The 16841-nt window shown below is 69.6% G+C and carries 13 protein-coding genes; 5 read left to right on the top strand and 8 right to left on the bottom strand.

Annotated features, from left to right (window positions below):
- Positions 1-14: 14 nt before the first annotated feature.
- Positions 15-1106 (bottom strand): Ig-like domain-containing protein, encoded by a 1092-nt coding sequence (locus ESP51_RS10920; RefSeq protein WP_129520937.1) that lies wholly within the window; start codon positions 1104-1106, stop codon positions 15-17.
- 110 nt (positions 1107-1216) lie between these two features.
- Between ESP51_RS10920 and ESP51_RS10915 the strand changes: the two genes are divergently transcribed.
- Together ESP51_RS10915 and ESP51_RS10910 are read left to right on the top strand one after the other, a co-directional pair.
- Positions 1217-1771, top strand: a complete 555-nt coding sequence (locus tag ESP51_RS10915) for a hypothetical protein (protein WP_129520936.1) — start codon at positions 1217-1219, stop codon at positions 1769-1771.
- Between the two features lie 5 nt (positions 1772-1776).
- Positions 1777-2535, top strand: coding sequence for a hypothetical protein (locus ESP51_RS10910; protein ID WP_129520935.1), 759 nt, complete (start codon positions 1777-1779; stop codon positions 2533-2535).
- Positions 2536-2589: 54 nt separating this feature from the next.
- On the opposite strand, the gene ESP51_RS10905 is transcribed toward ESP51_RS10910, so the two are convergent.
- Both ESP51_RS10905 and ESP51_RS10900 read right to left on the bottom strand, forming a co-directional pair.
- Positions 2590-3540 carry a hypothetical protein gene (locus tag ESP51_RS10905; RefSeq protein ID WP_129520934.1) on the bottom strand — a complete coding sequence of 317 codons (951 nt, stop codon included), beginning with the start codon at positions 3538-3540 and terminating at the stop codon, positions 2590-2592.
- Between the two features lie 113 nt (positions 3541-3653).
- Complete coding sequence (locus ESP51_RS10900; RefSeq protein WP_129520933.1) at positions 3654-4376, bottom strand: hypothetical protein; 723 nt, start codon at positions 4374-4376, stop codon at positions 3654-3656.
- A 181-nt stretch (positions 4377-4557) separates the two neighbouring features.
- Between ESP51_RS10900 and ESP51_RS10895 the strand changes: the two genes are divergently transcribed.
- Positions 4558-5571 carry an acetylxylan esterase gene (locus ESP51_RS10895; protein WP_129520932.1) on the top strand — a complete coding sequence of 338 codons (1014 nt, stop codon included), beginning with the start codon at positions 4558-4560 and terminating at the stop codon, positions 5569-5571.
- 77 nt (positions 5572-5648) lie between these two features.
- Here ESP51_RS10895 and ESP51_RS10890 read toward each other — a convergent pair whose 3' ends face one another.
- Both ESP51_RS10890 and rpoB read right to left on the bottom strand, forming a co-directional pair.
- Positions 5649-9545, bottom strand: coding sequence for a DNA-directed RNA polymerase subunit beta' (locus ESP51_RS10890; RefSeq protein ID WP_129520931.1), 3897 nt, complete (start codon positions 9543-9545; stop codon positions 5649-5651).
- Between the two features lie 41 nt (positions 9546-9586).
- Positions 9587-13078: a DNA-directed RNA polymerase subunit beta gene (gene rpoB, locus ESP51_RS10885; protein ID WP_129520930.1), complete on the bottom strand. Its 3492-nt coding sequence runs from the start codon at positions 13076-13078 to the stop codon at positions 9587-9589.
- Between the two features lie 351 nt (positions 13079-13429).
- Here rpoB and ESP51_RS10880 point away from each other — a divergent pair, with 351 nt between their 5' ends.
- Positions 13430-14188, top strand: a complete 759-nt coding sequence (locus tag ESP51_RS10880) for a spermidine synthase (protein WP_129520929.1) — start codon at positions 13430-13432, stop codon at positions 14186-14188.
- Between the two features lie 44 nt (positions 14189-14232).
- Positions 14233-15093: a spermidine synthase gene (locus tag ESP51_RS10875; RefSeq protein ID WP_129520928.1), complete on the top strand. Its 861-nt coding sequence runs from the start codon at positions 14233-14235 to the stop codon at positions 15091-15093.
- A 57-nt stretch (positions 15094-15150) separates the two neighbouring features.
- Here the strand turns inward: ESP51_RS10875 and ESP51_RS10870 are convergent, their stop codons facing one another.
- From ESP51_RS10870 to ESP51_RS10860, 3 genes are all read right to left on the bottom strand, one after another.
- Positions 15151-16011: a 5-oxoprolinase subunit C family protein gene (locus ESP51_RS10870; RefSeq protein ID WP_129520927.1), complete on the bottom strand. Its 861-nt coding sequence runs from the start codon at positions 16009-16011 to the stop codon at positions 15151-15153.
- The gene (locus ESP51_RS10865) at positions 16008-16640 is read right to left on the bottom strand and encodes a 5-oxoprolinase subunit B family protein (protein ID WP_129520926.1); all 633 of its coding nucleotides are present in this window, start codon (positions 16638-16640) and stop codon (positions 16008-16010) included. The genes ESP51_RS10870 and ESP51_RS10865 overlap by 4 nt, the downstream gene beginning before the upstream one ends.
- Positions 16637-16841, bottom strand: a 205-nt coding sequence (locus tag ESP51_RS10860; protein WP_206737290.1) for a LamB/YcsF family protein, incomplete at its 5' end; no start/stop codon positions are given. The genes ESP51_RS10865 and ESP51_RS10860, both read right to left, overlap by 4 nt.

Here is a 16841-nt window from a genome sequence, read left to right as displayed (position 1 = left end):
CCCTCCTACGGCGCTCATCGTGCGCCTACCCGGTTCAATGTGGCGATGAGCGCAGCGAAGGCGCCCTCGCGTTCGTCGCCAGTGCTCTCGACGGGGACCGCCGGCACGATGTCGGATGCCACAGGCTCGCCGGCGTCGACCGCCGCAGCCGCCACGAGGCCACTGGCCGGCCGCGTACCGTCGTCGGCGACGAGCGTCACCGATCCCGTCGCCTGCTCGCCGTCGGCAGCGGCGACCCGGAAGCTGAACTGATCGATCGCAGCGCCGGCGGCCGGTGCATACTCGGCCGTGCCATCGGGACCGCACACGACCGTGCCGTGCACCGCGGCGCCGCAGCCGACGAAGCGCAGCTCGCTGCCGCCGTTCGAGAACGCCAGCGAGCTGAGGTCGAGCGAGGTCGCGCCCGATGGCGCGAGCGGCGCGAAGACGCTGAGCGCCACAAGCGCATGCGATCCGGGACGGTAGACGGGCACGAGGTAGCTCGTCTCGCCGGAGGGCGTGCCGAAGTCGTCGACGAAGCGGACGACGAGCTCGGCTTCGCCCTCGAAGCCTGCTTTGGGCCGGAACACGGCGTGCGTCGACGTCGCACTCGCGGTGCCCGCGCCCTCTGGACGCACGCCGACGACCTCGAGCGCACCGCCGTTCGTGCATACGGTGCACTCGACGCCGAGATCGCTGATGGGCACCATCACGACCGACCCTGCCGCTGCGGGTGCGGCCGAACGGTTGGACGCCACGGACGGAGCCTCAGGGGGTTCCGTCGTGACCGTGTAGTCGAACGCCAGGGAGGTGCGCCCGTTCGAGAGCGAGACGGGAATGACGGTCGCACCGGCATCGGGGTCGAACGTCGTCGCGGCGAGCTCGATGTGCTCGGCGTCGCACGCGACGACGAGCGGTGAGGCTGCACCCGGACCTTGGCAATCCACGATCTGCCAGCCCTCGGCCGGCTCGATCGACGCGGTGCCGAGATACGGGACCGCGATGTCGGTGGGACCTGACGGCGACGGCGCCGACTCCGCCGCGCCCGCCACCGTTGGAGACGTGAGCGCGACAACGACGAGCGTCACGGCGGCAGCGGTGATGCCGCGCCCGATCGCCCCCGCCATCGTTCTCCCGTCGTCGCGCTCGTCGAGCGACTGAGCGCCCGATATAGCATGGTACGCGGTCGGCGCCGGCCGACGAGCCCGGCCGCTTGCCAGGTCGACGAAGGGGAGCGATGTCCGACAGCCTGCGACCGCAGACGACAGCGGCCAAGACGATGCTCGGTGCGGCACCCGGGCAGACCCGCCTCGACACCGCGGTCGCGGCGCGGCCGCTCGGGACGACCGGCTCGGTGCTTCCAGAGCTCGCCGAGGCTCCGGTGCGCGAGCGCAAGTGGTGGCTGCATCCGGCGTTCATCGTCTCGATGAGTCTCACCGTGCTCGCGCTGCTCGGCGCCGCGGCGTGGTTCATCGTCTCCGCGCTCACCGACGACTCCGTGCGCGTGAGCGGCGTGACCGTGAGCGACGACGCCGGCAACGCGCACCTCGACTGGAGCGGACCCGACGCGGCGTACGCGCTGTTCGCGGTGCACGGCGACGGCGAGATCGTCGATCTCAGCCAGCTCGTGCGCGGCACCGAGGCATGGATCCCCGCTGCCGCGGGCCTCTACGACGACGACACGTGCTTCGTCGTGCGTCCGGCGTCGATCGGCGACGACGTCTCACTCGACGCGTCCACCCTCGACGGGCAGCGCGGACAGAGCACGTGCGTCGCCGACATGGCCGAGTGATGCGGATGCGGCATCCGGCCGTCGCGGTCCTCGTCGCCTTCGGCGTCCTTCCGCTGGCTGCGTGCAGCGGCGCATCGGCCGACCCGCCGCCGGCGGCCGGCGTCGACCTCAAGGCATTCGACGCGGCCGCGACCCCCGGCAACGGCCTCTGGCTGCTCAGCGGAGCCGCGGTCGCCGATGAGGTCGTCGCGGCAGCTCACGCGGCCGGTTCGGTGCACTACACCGGCACCTTCACCGAGCTCACGCTCGGCACCCCAGACACGGAGCCAGCCCCCGGGCGTACGCTCGCCGTCGACTTCACCGGGCGCCCCGGGGAGGCGATCGCGCGGATCAGCGCGGGCGACGTCGCGTTCGAGGCCGTGCTCGTCGACGGACGCACCTACGTTCGCGGCAACGCCGCGTACGCTGCGCACACCGGGCTCGTGGAGGTCGAACAGGGCTTCGTGTGCTCGATCGGCGAGGAGACGTTCCTCGCGGAGTGGGCGCCGCTGCTGCGGCCGGCGAATCTCGTCGCCGCACTGCTCGAGTCGAGCGAATCGCTCACCGTCACGCCGCCGGCCGGCGAGGAGCCGACGGTCTCCGTCACCGTCGGGGCATCCGACGGGCCGGTCGGTTCCATGGCCGTTCAACGATCCGGCCCGCCGCTGCCGGTGACGTTCACGGCCGGCGACGGCACGGGCGACGGCAACTTCGCCTTCACGGCATGGGGTGAACCGGTCGACGTGTCCGCACCGATCGACCCGGCCGTGGACTGCGCGTCGTGAGCCGAGGCGGGTCGACGGTCGCCGCCCTCGTACTCGAGGCCTGACGACTCAGGCTCAGCGGCGCTGCGGCTGCGGTCCCGCCGCGAGCTCGCGGTCGTACGCCTCGCGGGCGACCCTGTTGCGTTCGGTGACCGTGCGGCCGCGCGCGGCGAGCCAGCCGCCGAACCAGACGGGGATCTCACGGGCGATGATGAAGGCCGCGAGCGCGAAGGGGTCGAGCCAGCGCTCTGCGATGAACCGGCCCGCCTCGTCGGCGGTGAGGGTCCACGCCTCGACCGTGAGCAGTGAGCCTCCGATATAGGAGAAGTACACGAGCACGCCGACGAGCAGCCCGAAGACCGCGTAGTACCACCACGCCCCCCGGTTCACGATCGCGGCGAGCAGGGCGAATCCGATGAAGAACGCGGCCACCGGCACCCAGAAGACCGGGCGCGCGAGGAACTCCGTGAAGACCCCGACGCCGTCGGTACGGCCCGCCCCGTACCACGTGACGAGGAGGTAGGCGACACCCGCGTAGAGCACTGCGAATACGACGGCGCCGATCAGGGCGACGAACACGCCGAAGCCGCGATTGCCGCGTCGCTTCGGCGGAGTCGGCGCTTGCACGTAGATGGTCTGCGGACCGGCGGGCTGCGACGCAGCGGGCGCAACGGCCGGTTCCTCGGCGAGCGTCGCGGCGCCGGCCGCGGCGCCGGGCGTCATGGTCGCTGACGGAACGTACGTCTCGCGACGCACGGCATCGGCGGCGACGGGCTCGGCGTACGCATCGGCATCCGTCGCATCGTCATCGGTCGCATCGGTGGCGGGCGAACCGGATGCCGCAGCCTCCGCTTTCGCGCGCTCGACGGCCGCATCGAGGCGAGCCGTTGCATCGGGCCCGTCGCCCGTGTCCACGGACGCCGGGGTCGGGGCGCCGGGGTCGGATACGGGCTCGACGTCTGGGGCGGTGTCGTCGACCGGCCGCTCTGCGTCGCCCGGCTCTGTTCCGGGAGTCGTGCTGCTCATGATCGCGCTCCTTCCGGGCGCACTGCGCGCCCGCGGTGCGGCCACTGTACCAACGAGCCGCGCCGGGAGCCGGCAGCCCGCGCCGCATGACGCGAGGCCGTGTGGGGCGTGGATCAGCCGAAGAGCGCCGCGACGATGTCGTGCGTATAGCCGTCGGGGCCGGCGTTGACCCACCACGTTGCGATCCAGACGCCGTCCCTGATGAAGTGGGATTCCCCTGATTTCCCGTCAGGACTCGGGGCGGACTCGATCACGCATCGGGTGCCCTCCAGCTCCTCGTAGCACGTGAACCCCGCGGAGGCGAAGTGCTCGAGCGTGCCGGCGGCCTCGTCAGGATCGACTCGTGCGACATCCGTCGTGAGTCCGCGGTCCGAGCCGCCTCGCGGGTTCGCCCAGCTGCAGGTGAGCTCGGCCGTCGATTCGAGCAGCGCGACGGCGACTTCATCCTTCGAGCCGCGCCGCACACCGCTCCCGGGTTCGAGCGTCCACGCCGGATTGAGGACGAGTCCATCGAACTCGGCGGTCAGGTCGCGCGTGTAGATATCGGCGCAGTCCGAGGGGATCTGTGCTCCGGCGGGCGTCGGCGTGGCCTCGTCACTCGGAGTCGGCCCGTCGCTCGGTGTCGGGCTGCTGGTCGGTGTGGGACTGCTCGTCGGAGTCGGGGGCCCCGACGGCGGTGCCGTCGGGTCGGGGTCATTCGTCGACCCCATCGCCATGCCGACGAGGATCGCGATCACGAGGAGCAGCAGCACGATGGCGATGATCAGCCAGAACAGCGGCCTGCGCGTGATCGGTCGCTCTTGAGCCGGCGGTTCGGGCGGTACGGACTGGGTCATCGCGTGTCCTTCGATTCGGGCCGCATGAAGCTGTGCGCAGAGCGTATCGCCCCGATGGGTGCCGAGTCATCAAGGCGCGCACCGGTCGCTGCTCGACCCGCGCAACGTGCCTCGCCGTTGGTCCGATACGCTGGGCCTTCGAAATCGCCACCGCAGCCGATCGACGGAAGGACCACCCACCGTGCCCCGCATTGACGCCCCGATCGAGGAGTTCCGCCATCTGCGGCCCTCGGTCACCGAACCCGAGGACTTCGACGAGTTCTGGTCGACGACGCTGCGCGAGGCCCGGTCGCTCGCCGCGCCGCCCAGGCTCACACCGATCGACTCGCCGCTCTCGTCGTTCGAGGTCTACGACGTCACGTTCAGCGGATTCGGCGGAGAGCCGGTGCTCGCGTGGCTCGTGCTGCCGACAGGGGCAACCGGGCCGCTCCCGGCGATCGTCGAGTACGTCGGCTACGGTGGCGGGCGCGGCCTGCCGCACGAGCGGCTCGCGTGGGCGGCATCCGGATACGCGCACTTCATCATGGACACCCGCGGCCAGGGCAGCGTGTGGGGCTCGGGCGGCGGCACGCCCGATCCGCACGGCTCCGGTGCATCGGTGCCCGGCTTCATGACTCGCGGCATCGCCGATCCCCACGACTACTACTACCGCCGCGTCTTCACCGACGCCGTGCTCGCCATCGACGCAGTGCGTTCACTCGCGCAGGTCGACGCGAGCCGGGTGGCGGTGTGCGGCGGCAGCCAGGGCGGCGGCATCACCCTGGCGGCGGCCGGGCTCTCGGAAGGACTCGTCGCGGCGATGCCCGACGTTCCCTTCCTCTGCCACTTCGAGCGAGCCGTCGGCCTCACCGGCAGCGACCCGTACGAGGAGATCGTGCGCTTCCTCTCGGTGCATCGCGGCGCCGCGGCGACGGCGTTCCGCACGCTCTCGTACTTCGACGGCGTCAACTTCGCGAAGCGCGCGACAGCGCCCGCCCTGTTCTCGGTCGGGCTCATGGACCCGGTGTGCCCGCCCTCGACCGTCTACGCCGCCCGCAACCACTACGCTGCCCACGCTGACATCGTCGAGTACGAGTTCAACGAGCACGAGGGCGGGCAGGGCGTGCAGTGGCAGCGCCAGGCCGAGTGGCTCGCTGCGCGCGCAGCGGTGCTCGAGGAACGCAAGCCTGAGCGGATGCCGCCGCGCGTCGCCTGAGCGGATGCCGCGGCACTCCGCCGCGAGAACGCCGAAGGGCCCCGGATCGCTCCGGGGCCCTTCAGTCGTTTCGGTGACTACGAATAGTTGCCGGGGGTGAAGTCGTCGCTCGAGAATGCGTCGAAGTCGACGAAGCTCAGGTCGCCCTCGGTGAATGCCGCGTCGTCGGCGAAGATGCGGTTCGGGTACCGCTCCGCCTTCGCCTCCTCGGTGGCCTCGACCACGACGTTCCGGTACCTGGGAAGGCCCGTTCCGGCGGGGATGAGCTTACCGATGATGACGTTCTCCTTGAGCCCGAGCAGCGGGTCGGACTTGCCCTCCATGGCGGCCTGCGTGAGCACGCGGGTCGTCTCCTGGAAGGAAGCTGCCGACAGCCACGACTCGGTCGCGAGGGAGGCCTTGGTGATACCCATGACCTCCTGGCGAGCCGATGCCGTCTTCTTGCCCTCGGTGAGCGCCGCACGGTTGATGCCGTTGTACTTCAAGCGGTCGACGAGCTCGCCCGGCAGCAGGTCGGTGTCGCCGTGGTCGACGACGGTGACCTTGCGCAGCATCTGGCGCACGATGACCTCGATGTGCTTGTCGTGGATCGGCACGCCCTGCGAGCGGTAGACATCCTGCACACCGTCGACGAGGTGCTTCTGCACCTCGCGGACACCCTTGACCCGGAGGACTTCCTTCGGGTCGACGGTGCCGACGATGATCTGCTGGCCGAGCTCGACGTGCTGACCGTCTTCGACGAGCAGGGTCGAGCGCTTGAGCACGTTGTACGCGATCGGCTCGTCGCCGTTGTCGGGCGTGAGGATGACCTTGCGCTGACGCTCGGTCTCGTCGATCGTGATGCGACCGGGAGCCTCGACGATGGGCGACGCACCCTTGGGGGTACGTGCCTCGAAGAGCTCCTGCACGCGGGGAAGACCCTGCGTGATGTCGTCGGCCGAAGCCGAGCCACCGGTGTGGAAGGTACGCATCGTGAGCTGGGTGCCCGGCTCGCCGATCGACTGCGCCGCGATGATGCCGACGGCCTCGCCGATGTCGACGAGCTTGCCCGTCGCGAGCGAACGGCCGTAGCACTGAGCGCAGACGCCGACGCCGGACTCGCACGTCAGCACCGAACGGACCTTGATCGTCTCGACGCCCGCACCGATGAGTTCGGCGATGAGCACGTCGCCCACGTCGGAACCGGCGACGGCCACGACCTTGCCCTTCGGGTCGACGGCGTCAGCCGCGAGGCTGCGCGCGTAGACCGCGTTCTCGACGTTCGGGTCGCGCACGAGCGCGCCCGTCGAGTCGGTGGTCGCGATGCGGAGGTCGAGGCCCTTCGTCGTGCCGCAGTCGTCTTCACGGATGATGACGTCCTGCGAGACGTCGACGAGACGACGCGTGAGGTAACCCGAGTCGGCCGTACGGAGGGCCGTGTCGGCCAGACCCTTGCGGGCACCGTGCGTCGCGATGAAGTACTCCGCCACCGACAGCCCCTCGCGGTACGAGGAGATGATCGGGCGAGGGATGATCTCACCCTTCGGGTTGTTCACGAGGCCTCGCATGCCGGCGATGTTGCGCACCTGCAGCCAGTTACCACGAGCACCGGACGTCACCATGCGGTTGATGGTGTTGTCTTCGGGGAAGTTCTCCTGCATGGCCTTGGCGACCTCGTCGGTGGCCTTGGTCCAGATCTGGATGAGCTCCTGGCGGCGCTCGAGGTCGGTCGTGAGACCCTTCTCGAACTGCGACGTGACCTTCGCGGCCTGCTTCTCGTACCGCCCGACGATCTCCGCCTTGTTGGGCGGCGTCAGGATGTCGGAGAGTGCCACGGTCACGCCGGAACGGGTCGCCCAGCGGAAGCCGGCGTCCTTGATCCGGTCGAGGGTCGCGGCGACCTCGGTCTTCGGGTAGCGCTCGGCGAGGTCGTTCACGATCGCCGAGATCTGGCTCTTGCCCGACTGCTCGTTGATGTACGGGTAGTCGACCGGGAGCGCCTCGTTGAAGAGGGCGCGACCGAGCGTGGTCTCGAGCAGGTACGGCTTGCCCTGCACGAAGCCCTCGGGAGCCTGGCCCTCGGCGAAGTAGAGCCCCTCGAGGCGGATCTTCACCGTGGCGTTGAGGTCGAGCGCGATCTGGCCCGGACGGTTCTGGTCGAACGCGAGGATCGCCTCGGCGATCGACGAGAACGCACGGCCTTCACCTGCTGCGCCGTCCTTCTGCGTCGTCAGGTGGTGCAGGCCGATGATCATGTCCTGCGTGGGCAGGGTCACCGGACGGCCGTCTGACGGCTTCAGGATGTTGTTCGACGCGAGCATCAGGATGCGGGCCTCGGCCTGCGCCTCCACCGAGAGGGGAAGGTGCACGGCCATCTGGTCGCCGTCGAAGTCCGCGTTGAACGCGGCACACACGAGCGGGTGCAGCTGGATGGCCTTGCCCTCGACGAGTTGCGGCTCGAACGCCTGGATGCCCAGGCGGTGCAGCGTGGGCGCACGGTTCAGCAGCACGGGGCGCTCGCGGATGATCTCCTCGAGCACGTCCCACACCTGCGGGCGCGAACGCTCGACCATGCGCTTGGCGGCCTTGATGTTCTGCGCGTGGCTCAGGTCGATGAGGCGCTTGATCACGAACGGCTTGAAGAGCTCGAGCGCCATCTGCTTGGGCAGACCGCACTGGTGCAGCTTCAGCTGCGGGCCGACGACGATGACCGAACGGCCCGAGTAGTCGACTCGCTTGCCCAGCAGGTTCTGGCGGAACCGGCCCTGCTTGCCCTTCAGCATGTCGCTGAGGGACTTGAGGGCGCGGTTGCCGGTGCCCGTGACCGGGCGACCACGACGACCGTTGTCGAACAGCGCGTCGACCGCCTCTTGGAGCATCCGCTTCTCGTTGTTCACGATGATCTCGGGAGCACCGAGGTCGAGCAGGCGACGCAAGCGGTTGTTGCGGTTGATCACACGACGGTAGAGGTCGTTGAGGTCGGACGTCGCGAAGCGGCCACCATCGAGCTGCACCATCGGGCGCAGCTCGGGCGGGATCACCGGGACGACGTCGAGCACCATCGCGGCCGGCGAGTTGCCGGTCGAGAGGAAGGAGTTGACCACGCGCAGTCGCTTGATCGCGCGGATCTTCTTCTGGCCCTTGCCCTCGGCGATCTGCGTGTGCAGGTCTTCCGCCTCGGCCGCGAGGTCGAACGCCTCGAGGCGCTTCTTGATGGCCTCGGCGCCCATGTAGGCGTCGAAGTACATGCCGAAGCGGTCCTGGAGCTCGTGGAACACGGAGTCTTCGGGCTTCAGGTCGCCGACCTTGAGGGTGCGGAAGTCCTCCCACACGCGCTCGAGGTGCGCGATCTGCTCGTCGGCCGACTTGCGGACGCCGGCCATCTCCTTGTCGGCGGCGGCCTCTGCGCGCTTCTTCTGGTCGCTCTTGGCGCCTTCGGCCTCGAGCCCTTCGAGCTCGGTCTCCTTGCGGGTCATGAGCTCGGCGATGCGCGCGTCGCGCTGGTCGCCGATCGTCTTGATCTCGAGGCGAAGCTCGTTCTCAAGGCCCGGCATGTCGGCGTGACGACCCTCGTCGTCGACGTCGATCACCATGTAGGCGGCGAAGTAGATGACCTTCTCGAGGTCTTTCGGCGCCATGTCGAGCAGGTAGCCGAGGCGCGAGGGCACGCCCTTGAAGTACCAGATGTGCGTGACGGGGGCGGCGAGCTCGATGTGGCCCATCCGCTCACGGCGCACCGAGGACTTCGTGACCTCGACACCGCAGCGCTCGCAGACGATGCCCTTGAAGCGCACTCGCTTGTACTTGCCGCAGGCGCACTCCCAGTCGCGGGAAGGTCCGAAGATCTGCTCGCCGAAGAGGCCGTCTTTCTCGGGCTTGAGCGTGCGGTAGTTGATGGTCTCGGGCTTCTTGACCTCGCCATATGACCAACGACGGATGTCGTCGGCGGTGGCCAGACCGATGCGAAGCTCGTCAAAAGTGGTTGCGTCGAGCAATTTCTCTCCTAGAAAAGTCTCAGTCGTCGTTCTGGCCGGGTTCAGATCTCGTCGATGTTCGACGACTCGAAGCGTGCCGAGATGTTGATGCCGAGCTCCTCCGCCGCGCGGAAGGCCTCGTCATCGGTGTCGCGAAGCGAGACGGCGGTGCCATCGGCCGAGAGCACCTCGACGTTCAGGCAGAGCGACTGCATCTCCTTCATGAGCACCTTGAAGGACTCGGGGATGCCGGGCTCCTGGATGTTCTCGCCCTTGACGATCGCCTCGTACACCTTGACGCGGCCGAGGATGTCGTCGGACTTGATCGTGAGGAGCTCCTGCAGCGCGTATGCGGCACCGTAGGCCTCGAGTGCCCACACCTCCATCTCACCGAAGCGCTGTCCACCGAACTGCGCCTTACCACCGAGCGGCTGCTGGGTGATCATCGAGTACGGGCCCGTCGAGCGCGCGTGGATCTTGTCGTCGACGAGGTGGTGGAGCTTCAGGATGTACATGTAGCCGACCGAGACCGGGTGCGGGTACGGCTCACCGGAGCGGCCATCGTAGAGCTGCGTCTTGCCGCTCGAGTCGATGAGCCGCTCGCCGTCGCGGTTGGGGAGCGTCGAGTCGAGCAGACCCGCGATCTCCTCCTCGAGCGCGCCGTCGAAGACGGGGGTCGCGACCTTGGTGCCGGGCGCGGCCTCGTGAGCGTCCTTCGGGAGCTTCTTGGCCCACGACGGGTTGCCGTCGACCTTCCAGCCCTGCTTGGCGACCCACCCGAGGTGGGTCTCGAGGACCTGGCCGAAGTTCATGCGGCCGGGGATGCCGAGCGGGTTCAGGATGACGTCGACCGGAGTTCCGTCGGCGAGGAACGGCATGTCTTCGACCGGGAGGATCTTCGAGATGACGCCCTTGTTGCCGTGGCGTCCGGCGAGCTTGTCGCCCTCGGTGATCTTGCGCTTCTGGGCGATGTAGACGACCACGCGCTGGTTGACGCCGGAGCCGAGCTCGTCGTCGCCGTCTTGCGAGTCGAAGACCTTGACGCCGATGATCGTGCCCTGCTCACCATGGGGAACCTTGAGCGACGTGTCGCGAACCTCGCGGCTCTTCTCGTTGAAGATCGCGCGGAGCAGTCGCTCTTCGGCGGAGAGCTCGGTCTCACCCTTCGGCGTGACCTTGCCGACGAGGATGTCGCCGGGCCGAACCTCGGCGCCGATGCGGATGATGCCGCGCTCGTCGAGGTCGGCCAGCAGGTCGGGGCTCACATTCGGGAGGTCACGGGTGATCTCCTCCTTGCCGAGCTTCGTGTCGCGGGCGTCGACCTCGTACTCCTCGATGTGGATCGACGAGAGCACGTCGTCTTTCACGAGGTTCTGGCTCAGGATGATCGCATCCTCGAAGTTGTGACCCTCCCACGGCATGAACGCGACGAGCAGGTTCTTGCCGAGCGCGAGCTCGCCGTTGTCGGTCGCAGGACCGTCGGCGACGACCTCGCCGACCTCGATGCGGTCGCCCGCACTGACGACGACGCGGTTGTTGTAGCTCGTGCCCTGGTTGGAGCGGTCGAACTTGCGCAGGTAGTAGGTCTGCGTGCCGCCCTCGTCGAGCTGCACGGTGACCGAGTCGGCCGAGACCTCGACGACGACGCCGGCCTTGTCGGCGGTGATGACGTCACCCGCGTCGACGGCTGCGTAGCCTTCCATTCCCGTGCCGACGAAGGGGCTGTCGCTGCGCAGCAGCGGCACCGCCTGACGCTGCATGTTCGCACCCATGAGGGCGCGGTTCGCGTCGTCGTGCTCGAGGAACGGGATGAGGGAGGTCGCGACCGAGACCATCTGGCGCGGCGAGACGTCCATGTAGCCGATCTCGTCGGCGGGGAAGAGGTCGACCTCGCCGCCCTTCTTGCGGGCGAGCACGCGCTCCTCGGCGAAGTGCGAGTCCTTCGTCAGCGGGGCGTTGGCCTGCGCGACGATGTACTCCTCTTCTTCCATTGCGGTGAGGTAGTCGATCTGCTCGGTGACCTTGCCCTTGACGACCTTGCGGTAGGGCGTCTCGATGAAGCCGAACGAGTTGATGCGCGCGAACGACGCGAGCGAGCCGATGAGGCCGATGTTCGGGCCTTCAGGGGTCTCGATGGGGCACATGCGGCCGTAGTGCGACGGGTGGACGTCGCGGACCTCGACGCCGGCGCGGTCACGCGAGAGGCCACCGGGGCCGAGCGCCGAGAGGCGGCGCTTGTGCGTGAGACCCGCGAGCGGGTTGTTCTGGTCCATGAACTGCGACAGCTGCGACGTGCCGAAGAACTCCTTGATCGCGGCGACGACGGGTCGCACGTTGATCAGGGTCTGCGGCGTGATCGCCTCGATGTCCTGCGTCGTCATGCGCTCGCGGACGACGCGCTCCATGCGGCTGAGGCCGGTGCGCACCTGGTTCTGGATGAGCTCGCCCACCGCGCGGATGCGACGGTTGCCGAAGTTGTCGATGTCGTCGACGTCGAGGCGGAGCTCGACGGCCTTGCCACCGCGACGACCGGCGAGGGTCGTGCGCTCGTCGTGCAGGGCGACGAGGTACTTGATCGTGGCGACGATGTCTTGAACCGTGAGCACCGAATCGGTGAGCGGCGCCTCGAGGCCCAGCTTGTTGTTGATCTTGTACCGGCCGACCTTCGCGAGGTCGTAGCGCTTCGGGTTGAAGTAGAAGTTGTCGAGGAGCGCACGCGCGGCCTCGGCAGCGACCTGCTCGCCCGGACGGAGCTTGCGGTAGATGTCCTTGAGGGCTTCTTCCTTCGTGAGGATGTTGTCCTTCTCGAGGGTGATCGCGATCGACTCGTAGCCGGCGAACTCCTCGAGGATCTCCTCGCTCGTGAGGCCGAGGGCCTTCAGGAAGACCGTGACCGACTGCTTGCGCTTGCGGTCGATGCGAACGCCGACCTGGTCGCGCTTGTCGATCTCGAACTCGAGCCAGGCACCGCGGCTCGGGATGACGCGAGCCGAGTAGATGTCTTTGTCGGACGTCTTCTCGGGGGTGCGCTCGAAGTAGACACCCGGCGAACGGACGAGCTGCGAGACGACGACGCGCTCGGTGCCGTTGATGACGAAGGTGCCCTTGGGGGTCATCAGGGGGAAGTCGCCCATGAAGACCGTCTGGGTCTTGATCTCACCGGTGAGGTGGTTCATGAACTCGGCGTTCACGTAGAGCGGTGCGGAGTAGGTCTTGCCCTTCTCCTTGCACTCGTCGATCGAGTACTTCTCTGGCTCGAGCTCGGGGTTGGTGAACGAGAGCTGCATGGTCTCGCCGAGGTCTTCGATGGGAGAGATCTCCTCGAAGATCTCCTCGAGGCCGGTGGTCTCAGGCAGGTCTTGGCGACCGGCAGCCTTCCCTTCAGCGACGCGCGCCTTCCACGCGTCGTTGCCGACCAACCAGTCGAAGCTCTCCGTCTGGAGGGCGAGGAGGTCGGGTACGGTGAGAGTGTCGGTGACCTTTGCGAACGAGAGACGACTTGCGCCGCGTCCGTTCTTGGGAGTGGGCGTGGTCGCGTTGCGCGCAGCAGCCAAGTGAATTAACCTCCATCGACCCCGTCGGGCCGGTTCACTGTCGGTAGCGGAGAGTGGTACCCCTCAGACGTATGCGAATGCTCGAGGTTCATAACCCCGGCACGCAAAGCCGACCGCAATATGAAGGCATGGTGGGTCTGGGAGCGCAAAGGTTAACTATATGTCGATCCCGGCCCCGTGTCCAGTCGAATCTTGACCTCTTCGCAAAACTCGGGTATAACCCAGCTTCACCCCCCGAATGAGGGCTCGTGCGGGGCGTTTTCGGGGGCCGCGGCCGATGGACGACGACGCGGCCGTGGCATCCGCAGCACCGGCGACGCCGATCGCCGGGCGTCGTGCCACGATGCATGCATGGCCGAGCGCATCGAGTTCGAGACCGACGTGTTCACGCCGTCGGGCCTCACGCTGCTCGTCGACGGCACGGCGCAGTCGCACGTCGACCCCGTGGATCCGACGCGCCTCTTCTTCGAGTACGTCCGGCGCATCGGACACGTGCTCGACGCCATGCGGCCGGCACGGGAGCCGATCTCGGCGGTGCACCTCGGCGGCGGCGCGCTGACGCTCCCCCGCTACGTCGCCGCGACCCGGCCGGGCTCCACACAGCTCGTGGTCGACCACGACGCCGAGGTCATGGCGATCGTGCTCGACCGGCTCCCTCTTCCAGTCGATTCCGGCATCGAGATCGTCATCGCGGATGCGCGCGACGTGCTCGGTCCGCTCACGCAGCGGCCACCGGCCGATGTCGTCGTGGTCGATCTCTACGCCCGGCTCGAGGCACCCGCGTTCGTCGACGAGCCGTCGTTCATGGCCGGATGCCTCGCCATCCTGGCGCCGTCGGGACTCGTCATCGTGAACGTCGCCGACGCCCCCGGCCTCGCACGGCTTCGGGCGCAGGCTCGCGCCATTGCCCGCGCCGACCCCAGGGCAGAGCTCCTCGTCGCCGGCGACCCGGCGGTGCTGTCGGGCGCGGAGGAGGGCAACGCGATCCTCGTCGCCGCGCTCGGAGGCCTCCCCGCCGGACTCGAGGAGCGGTTGCTCGAGGCAGGACCGTTCCCCGCGGCCGTCCTCACGGGGCACCGGCTCGACACCGTGCTGTGGGGCGCGTGCTGAGCGCGGGCGACGGCGCCAGCTCGGCGGCGGGTAGCGTGGCATCCGTGCCAGACCTCGAACGCCGCCTCGCCGTGAGCGGGCATCTCGCGCGCCTCGAGGAGTCCCGGCAGGTGCCCGGCTCGTGGACGCTCTACGTCGACGGCACGCCGCAATCGCACGTCGAGCTCGACCGGCCCGACTGGCTCGGCTTCGAATACGTGCGGCGCATCGGTCACGCCGTCGACCTCGTGCGGCCCGAGGGGCAGCCGATCACGGCGGTGCACCTCGGGGGCGGCGCCCTCACGCTCCCGCGCTACGTGGCAGCGACGCGGCCCGGTTCGCGCCAGCAGGTGGTCGAGCTCGAGAGCGACCTCGTCGAGTTCGTGCGCGAGCACCTTCCGCTCCCCCGCGGGGCGCAGGTGCGGGTGCGGCACGGCGACGCCCGCGAGGTGCTCGCGAAGCTGCCGGGGGGTCTCGACGGCGCCGTCGACATCGCGATCGTCGACATCTTCTCGGGCGCTCGCACTCCAGCGCACGTGACGAGCGCCGAGTTCTACGGCCTCGTGTCGCCGAGGCTCGCGCCCGGCGGCATCCTCGCCGTGAACGTGGCCGACGGCGCCGGCCTGGGGTTCGCGCGCTCGCAGGCGGCGACACTCGCGCACGTGTTCGGGCACCTCGCGATCGCGGCCGACACCTCGATGCTGAAGGGCCGGCGCTTCGGCAACGTCGTCATGTACGCCTCGCACGACGAGCTGCCGTTCGGCGGGATGCCGCGGCGGCTCGCGAGCGATCCCGCCCCCGCGAAGCTCGTCGACGGCGAGGAGCTGCGCCGCTTCATCGCGGGCGCCCCGGTGGTGACGGATGCCACGGCGGTGCCCTCACCGCCGCCCGCGAGATCGGTGTTCCTCTCGAAGCCCGGCGGCTGACGGGGCATCCGCTCCCCCGCTCGTACTCGCGCGCCGCGTTGCTGCGTGTTCGGCCGCTCACGCGTGCCGGAAGCGCAGCTCCTGCCCGGGCCGGAGCTGCGCGACCGCATCGAGCGAGCCCGGCGCGACGATCGCGATGACGGGGTAGCCGCCGGTCACGGGCCGGTCGGCGAGCAGGACCGTGGGGGCACCGCCGCCGGCCACCTGGATGGAGCCCGGCACCGTCGCCTCGCTCGCGAGCTCGCCCTGGACGCGACGCTCGAGCGGCGGGCCGACGAGCCGCGCCCCGATGCGGTCGGCCTGCTCCGAGAGTCGCCACGGGGAGTCGAAGAGCGCGGCGAGCGCGGCATCGGTGAACCACTCGGCTCGGGGTCCGGGGAGCAGGGCGATCGTCACCGGGCCATCAGGCGGCGGGAAGGCCGCCTCCTGGTCGAGCAGGGGCACGGATGCCGCGGGCTCCGGCCCGATCGCGAGCACCTGCCCTGCCTCGACCGCGTCGGGCCCGATCGCGGCGAGGGTGTCGCGCGACCGCGAGCCGAGCACCGGCGGAACCTCGATGCCGCCGCGCACGCCGAGCATGTACCGGATGCCGCGTTCGGCCATGCCGAGCTCGAGCACCGAGCCGTCGGTCGCCCTGGCCGCCGTGTAGGGCGCGACCGGCCGGCCGTCGAGCGTCACCGGGCCCCACGCACCCGTCACCGCGAACCACGCCTCACCGTCGAAGCGCGCCCGGAAGCCGCCGACGAGGAGCTCGAGCGCGGCGAGCCCGTCGGGATTGCCGACGAGCCGGTTGGCGAGCCGCAGGGCGCCGCGGTCGAGCGCTCCCGAACCGGCGACGCCGAGATGGGCGAGGCCGGGGCGCCCGAGGTCCTCGACGAGGGCGAGCGGGCCGGGCTGCTCGACGCGCAGCCGGGTCATCCGGCGCCGACCGCCTCGAACCGCACGCGCCGGCCCGGAACGAGGACCGCCGGGGGCTGCGACTCGGGATTCCACAGCTCGGCGCCGGTGCGACCGATGAGCCGCCACCCGCCCGGGCTCTGCCTCGGGTAGACCCCGCCGAACGCTCCGGCGAGCGCGACCGATCCGGCCGGCACGCGCGTGCGCGGCGCGTCGAGCCGGGGCACCTCGAAGGGCCAGTCGTCGCTCACGAGATAGCCGAAGCCGGGAGCGAAGCCGCCGAACGCGACCCGCCACTCGATCGAGGAGTGCAGCTCGACGAGGGCGTCGGCCGTGACGCCGAGGAGCGAGGCGGTCGCGCGCAGGTCGGGCCCGTCGTAGGTCACCCGGATCGTGACGCCGTCGGCGGAACGACCGGCCGAACGGACGGCCGGCTCCGCCGGGATGCGCCGCACCCACGTCGCAGCCGATTCGAGGGGCAGCGTTGCGGGATCGACGGCGACGAGGATCGTGCGCGCGGCCGGCACGAGCTCGACGACGCCGGGCTGGTCGCTTGCGGCGAGGGCGTCGTGCAGGGCGAGCACCTCGTCGAGGCTGTCGCACTCGACGAGGAGGGCCGAGTCGCCGCTCGGCAGCAGCCGGCGGCTCACGCGAACGCCTCGATCGCGATGCCGGCGCCTTCGAGCGCGGCGCGCACAGCGCGGGCGATCGCGACCGCCCCAGGGGTGTCGCCGTGCAGGCACAGCGAGTCGGGGGCGAGTTCGACTCGGCTGCCGTCGTCGGCCGTGATGCCGCCCGTCTCGGCGAGCTCGAGGGCGCGGTCGGCGGCGGCGGCCGGGTCGTCGACGATC

Origin of the sequence: Agromyces albus (assembly GCF_004134825.1) — a bacterium.
Taxonomy (GTDB): Bacteria; Actinomycetota; Actinomycetes; order Actinomycetales; family Microbacteriaceae; genus Agromyces; species Agromyces albus.
Note: the sequence above shows the minus strand (reverse complement) of the source record. Positions and strands in the feature narration are given on the sequence as shown.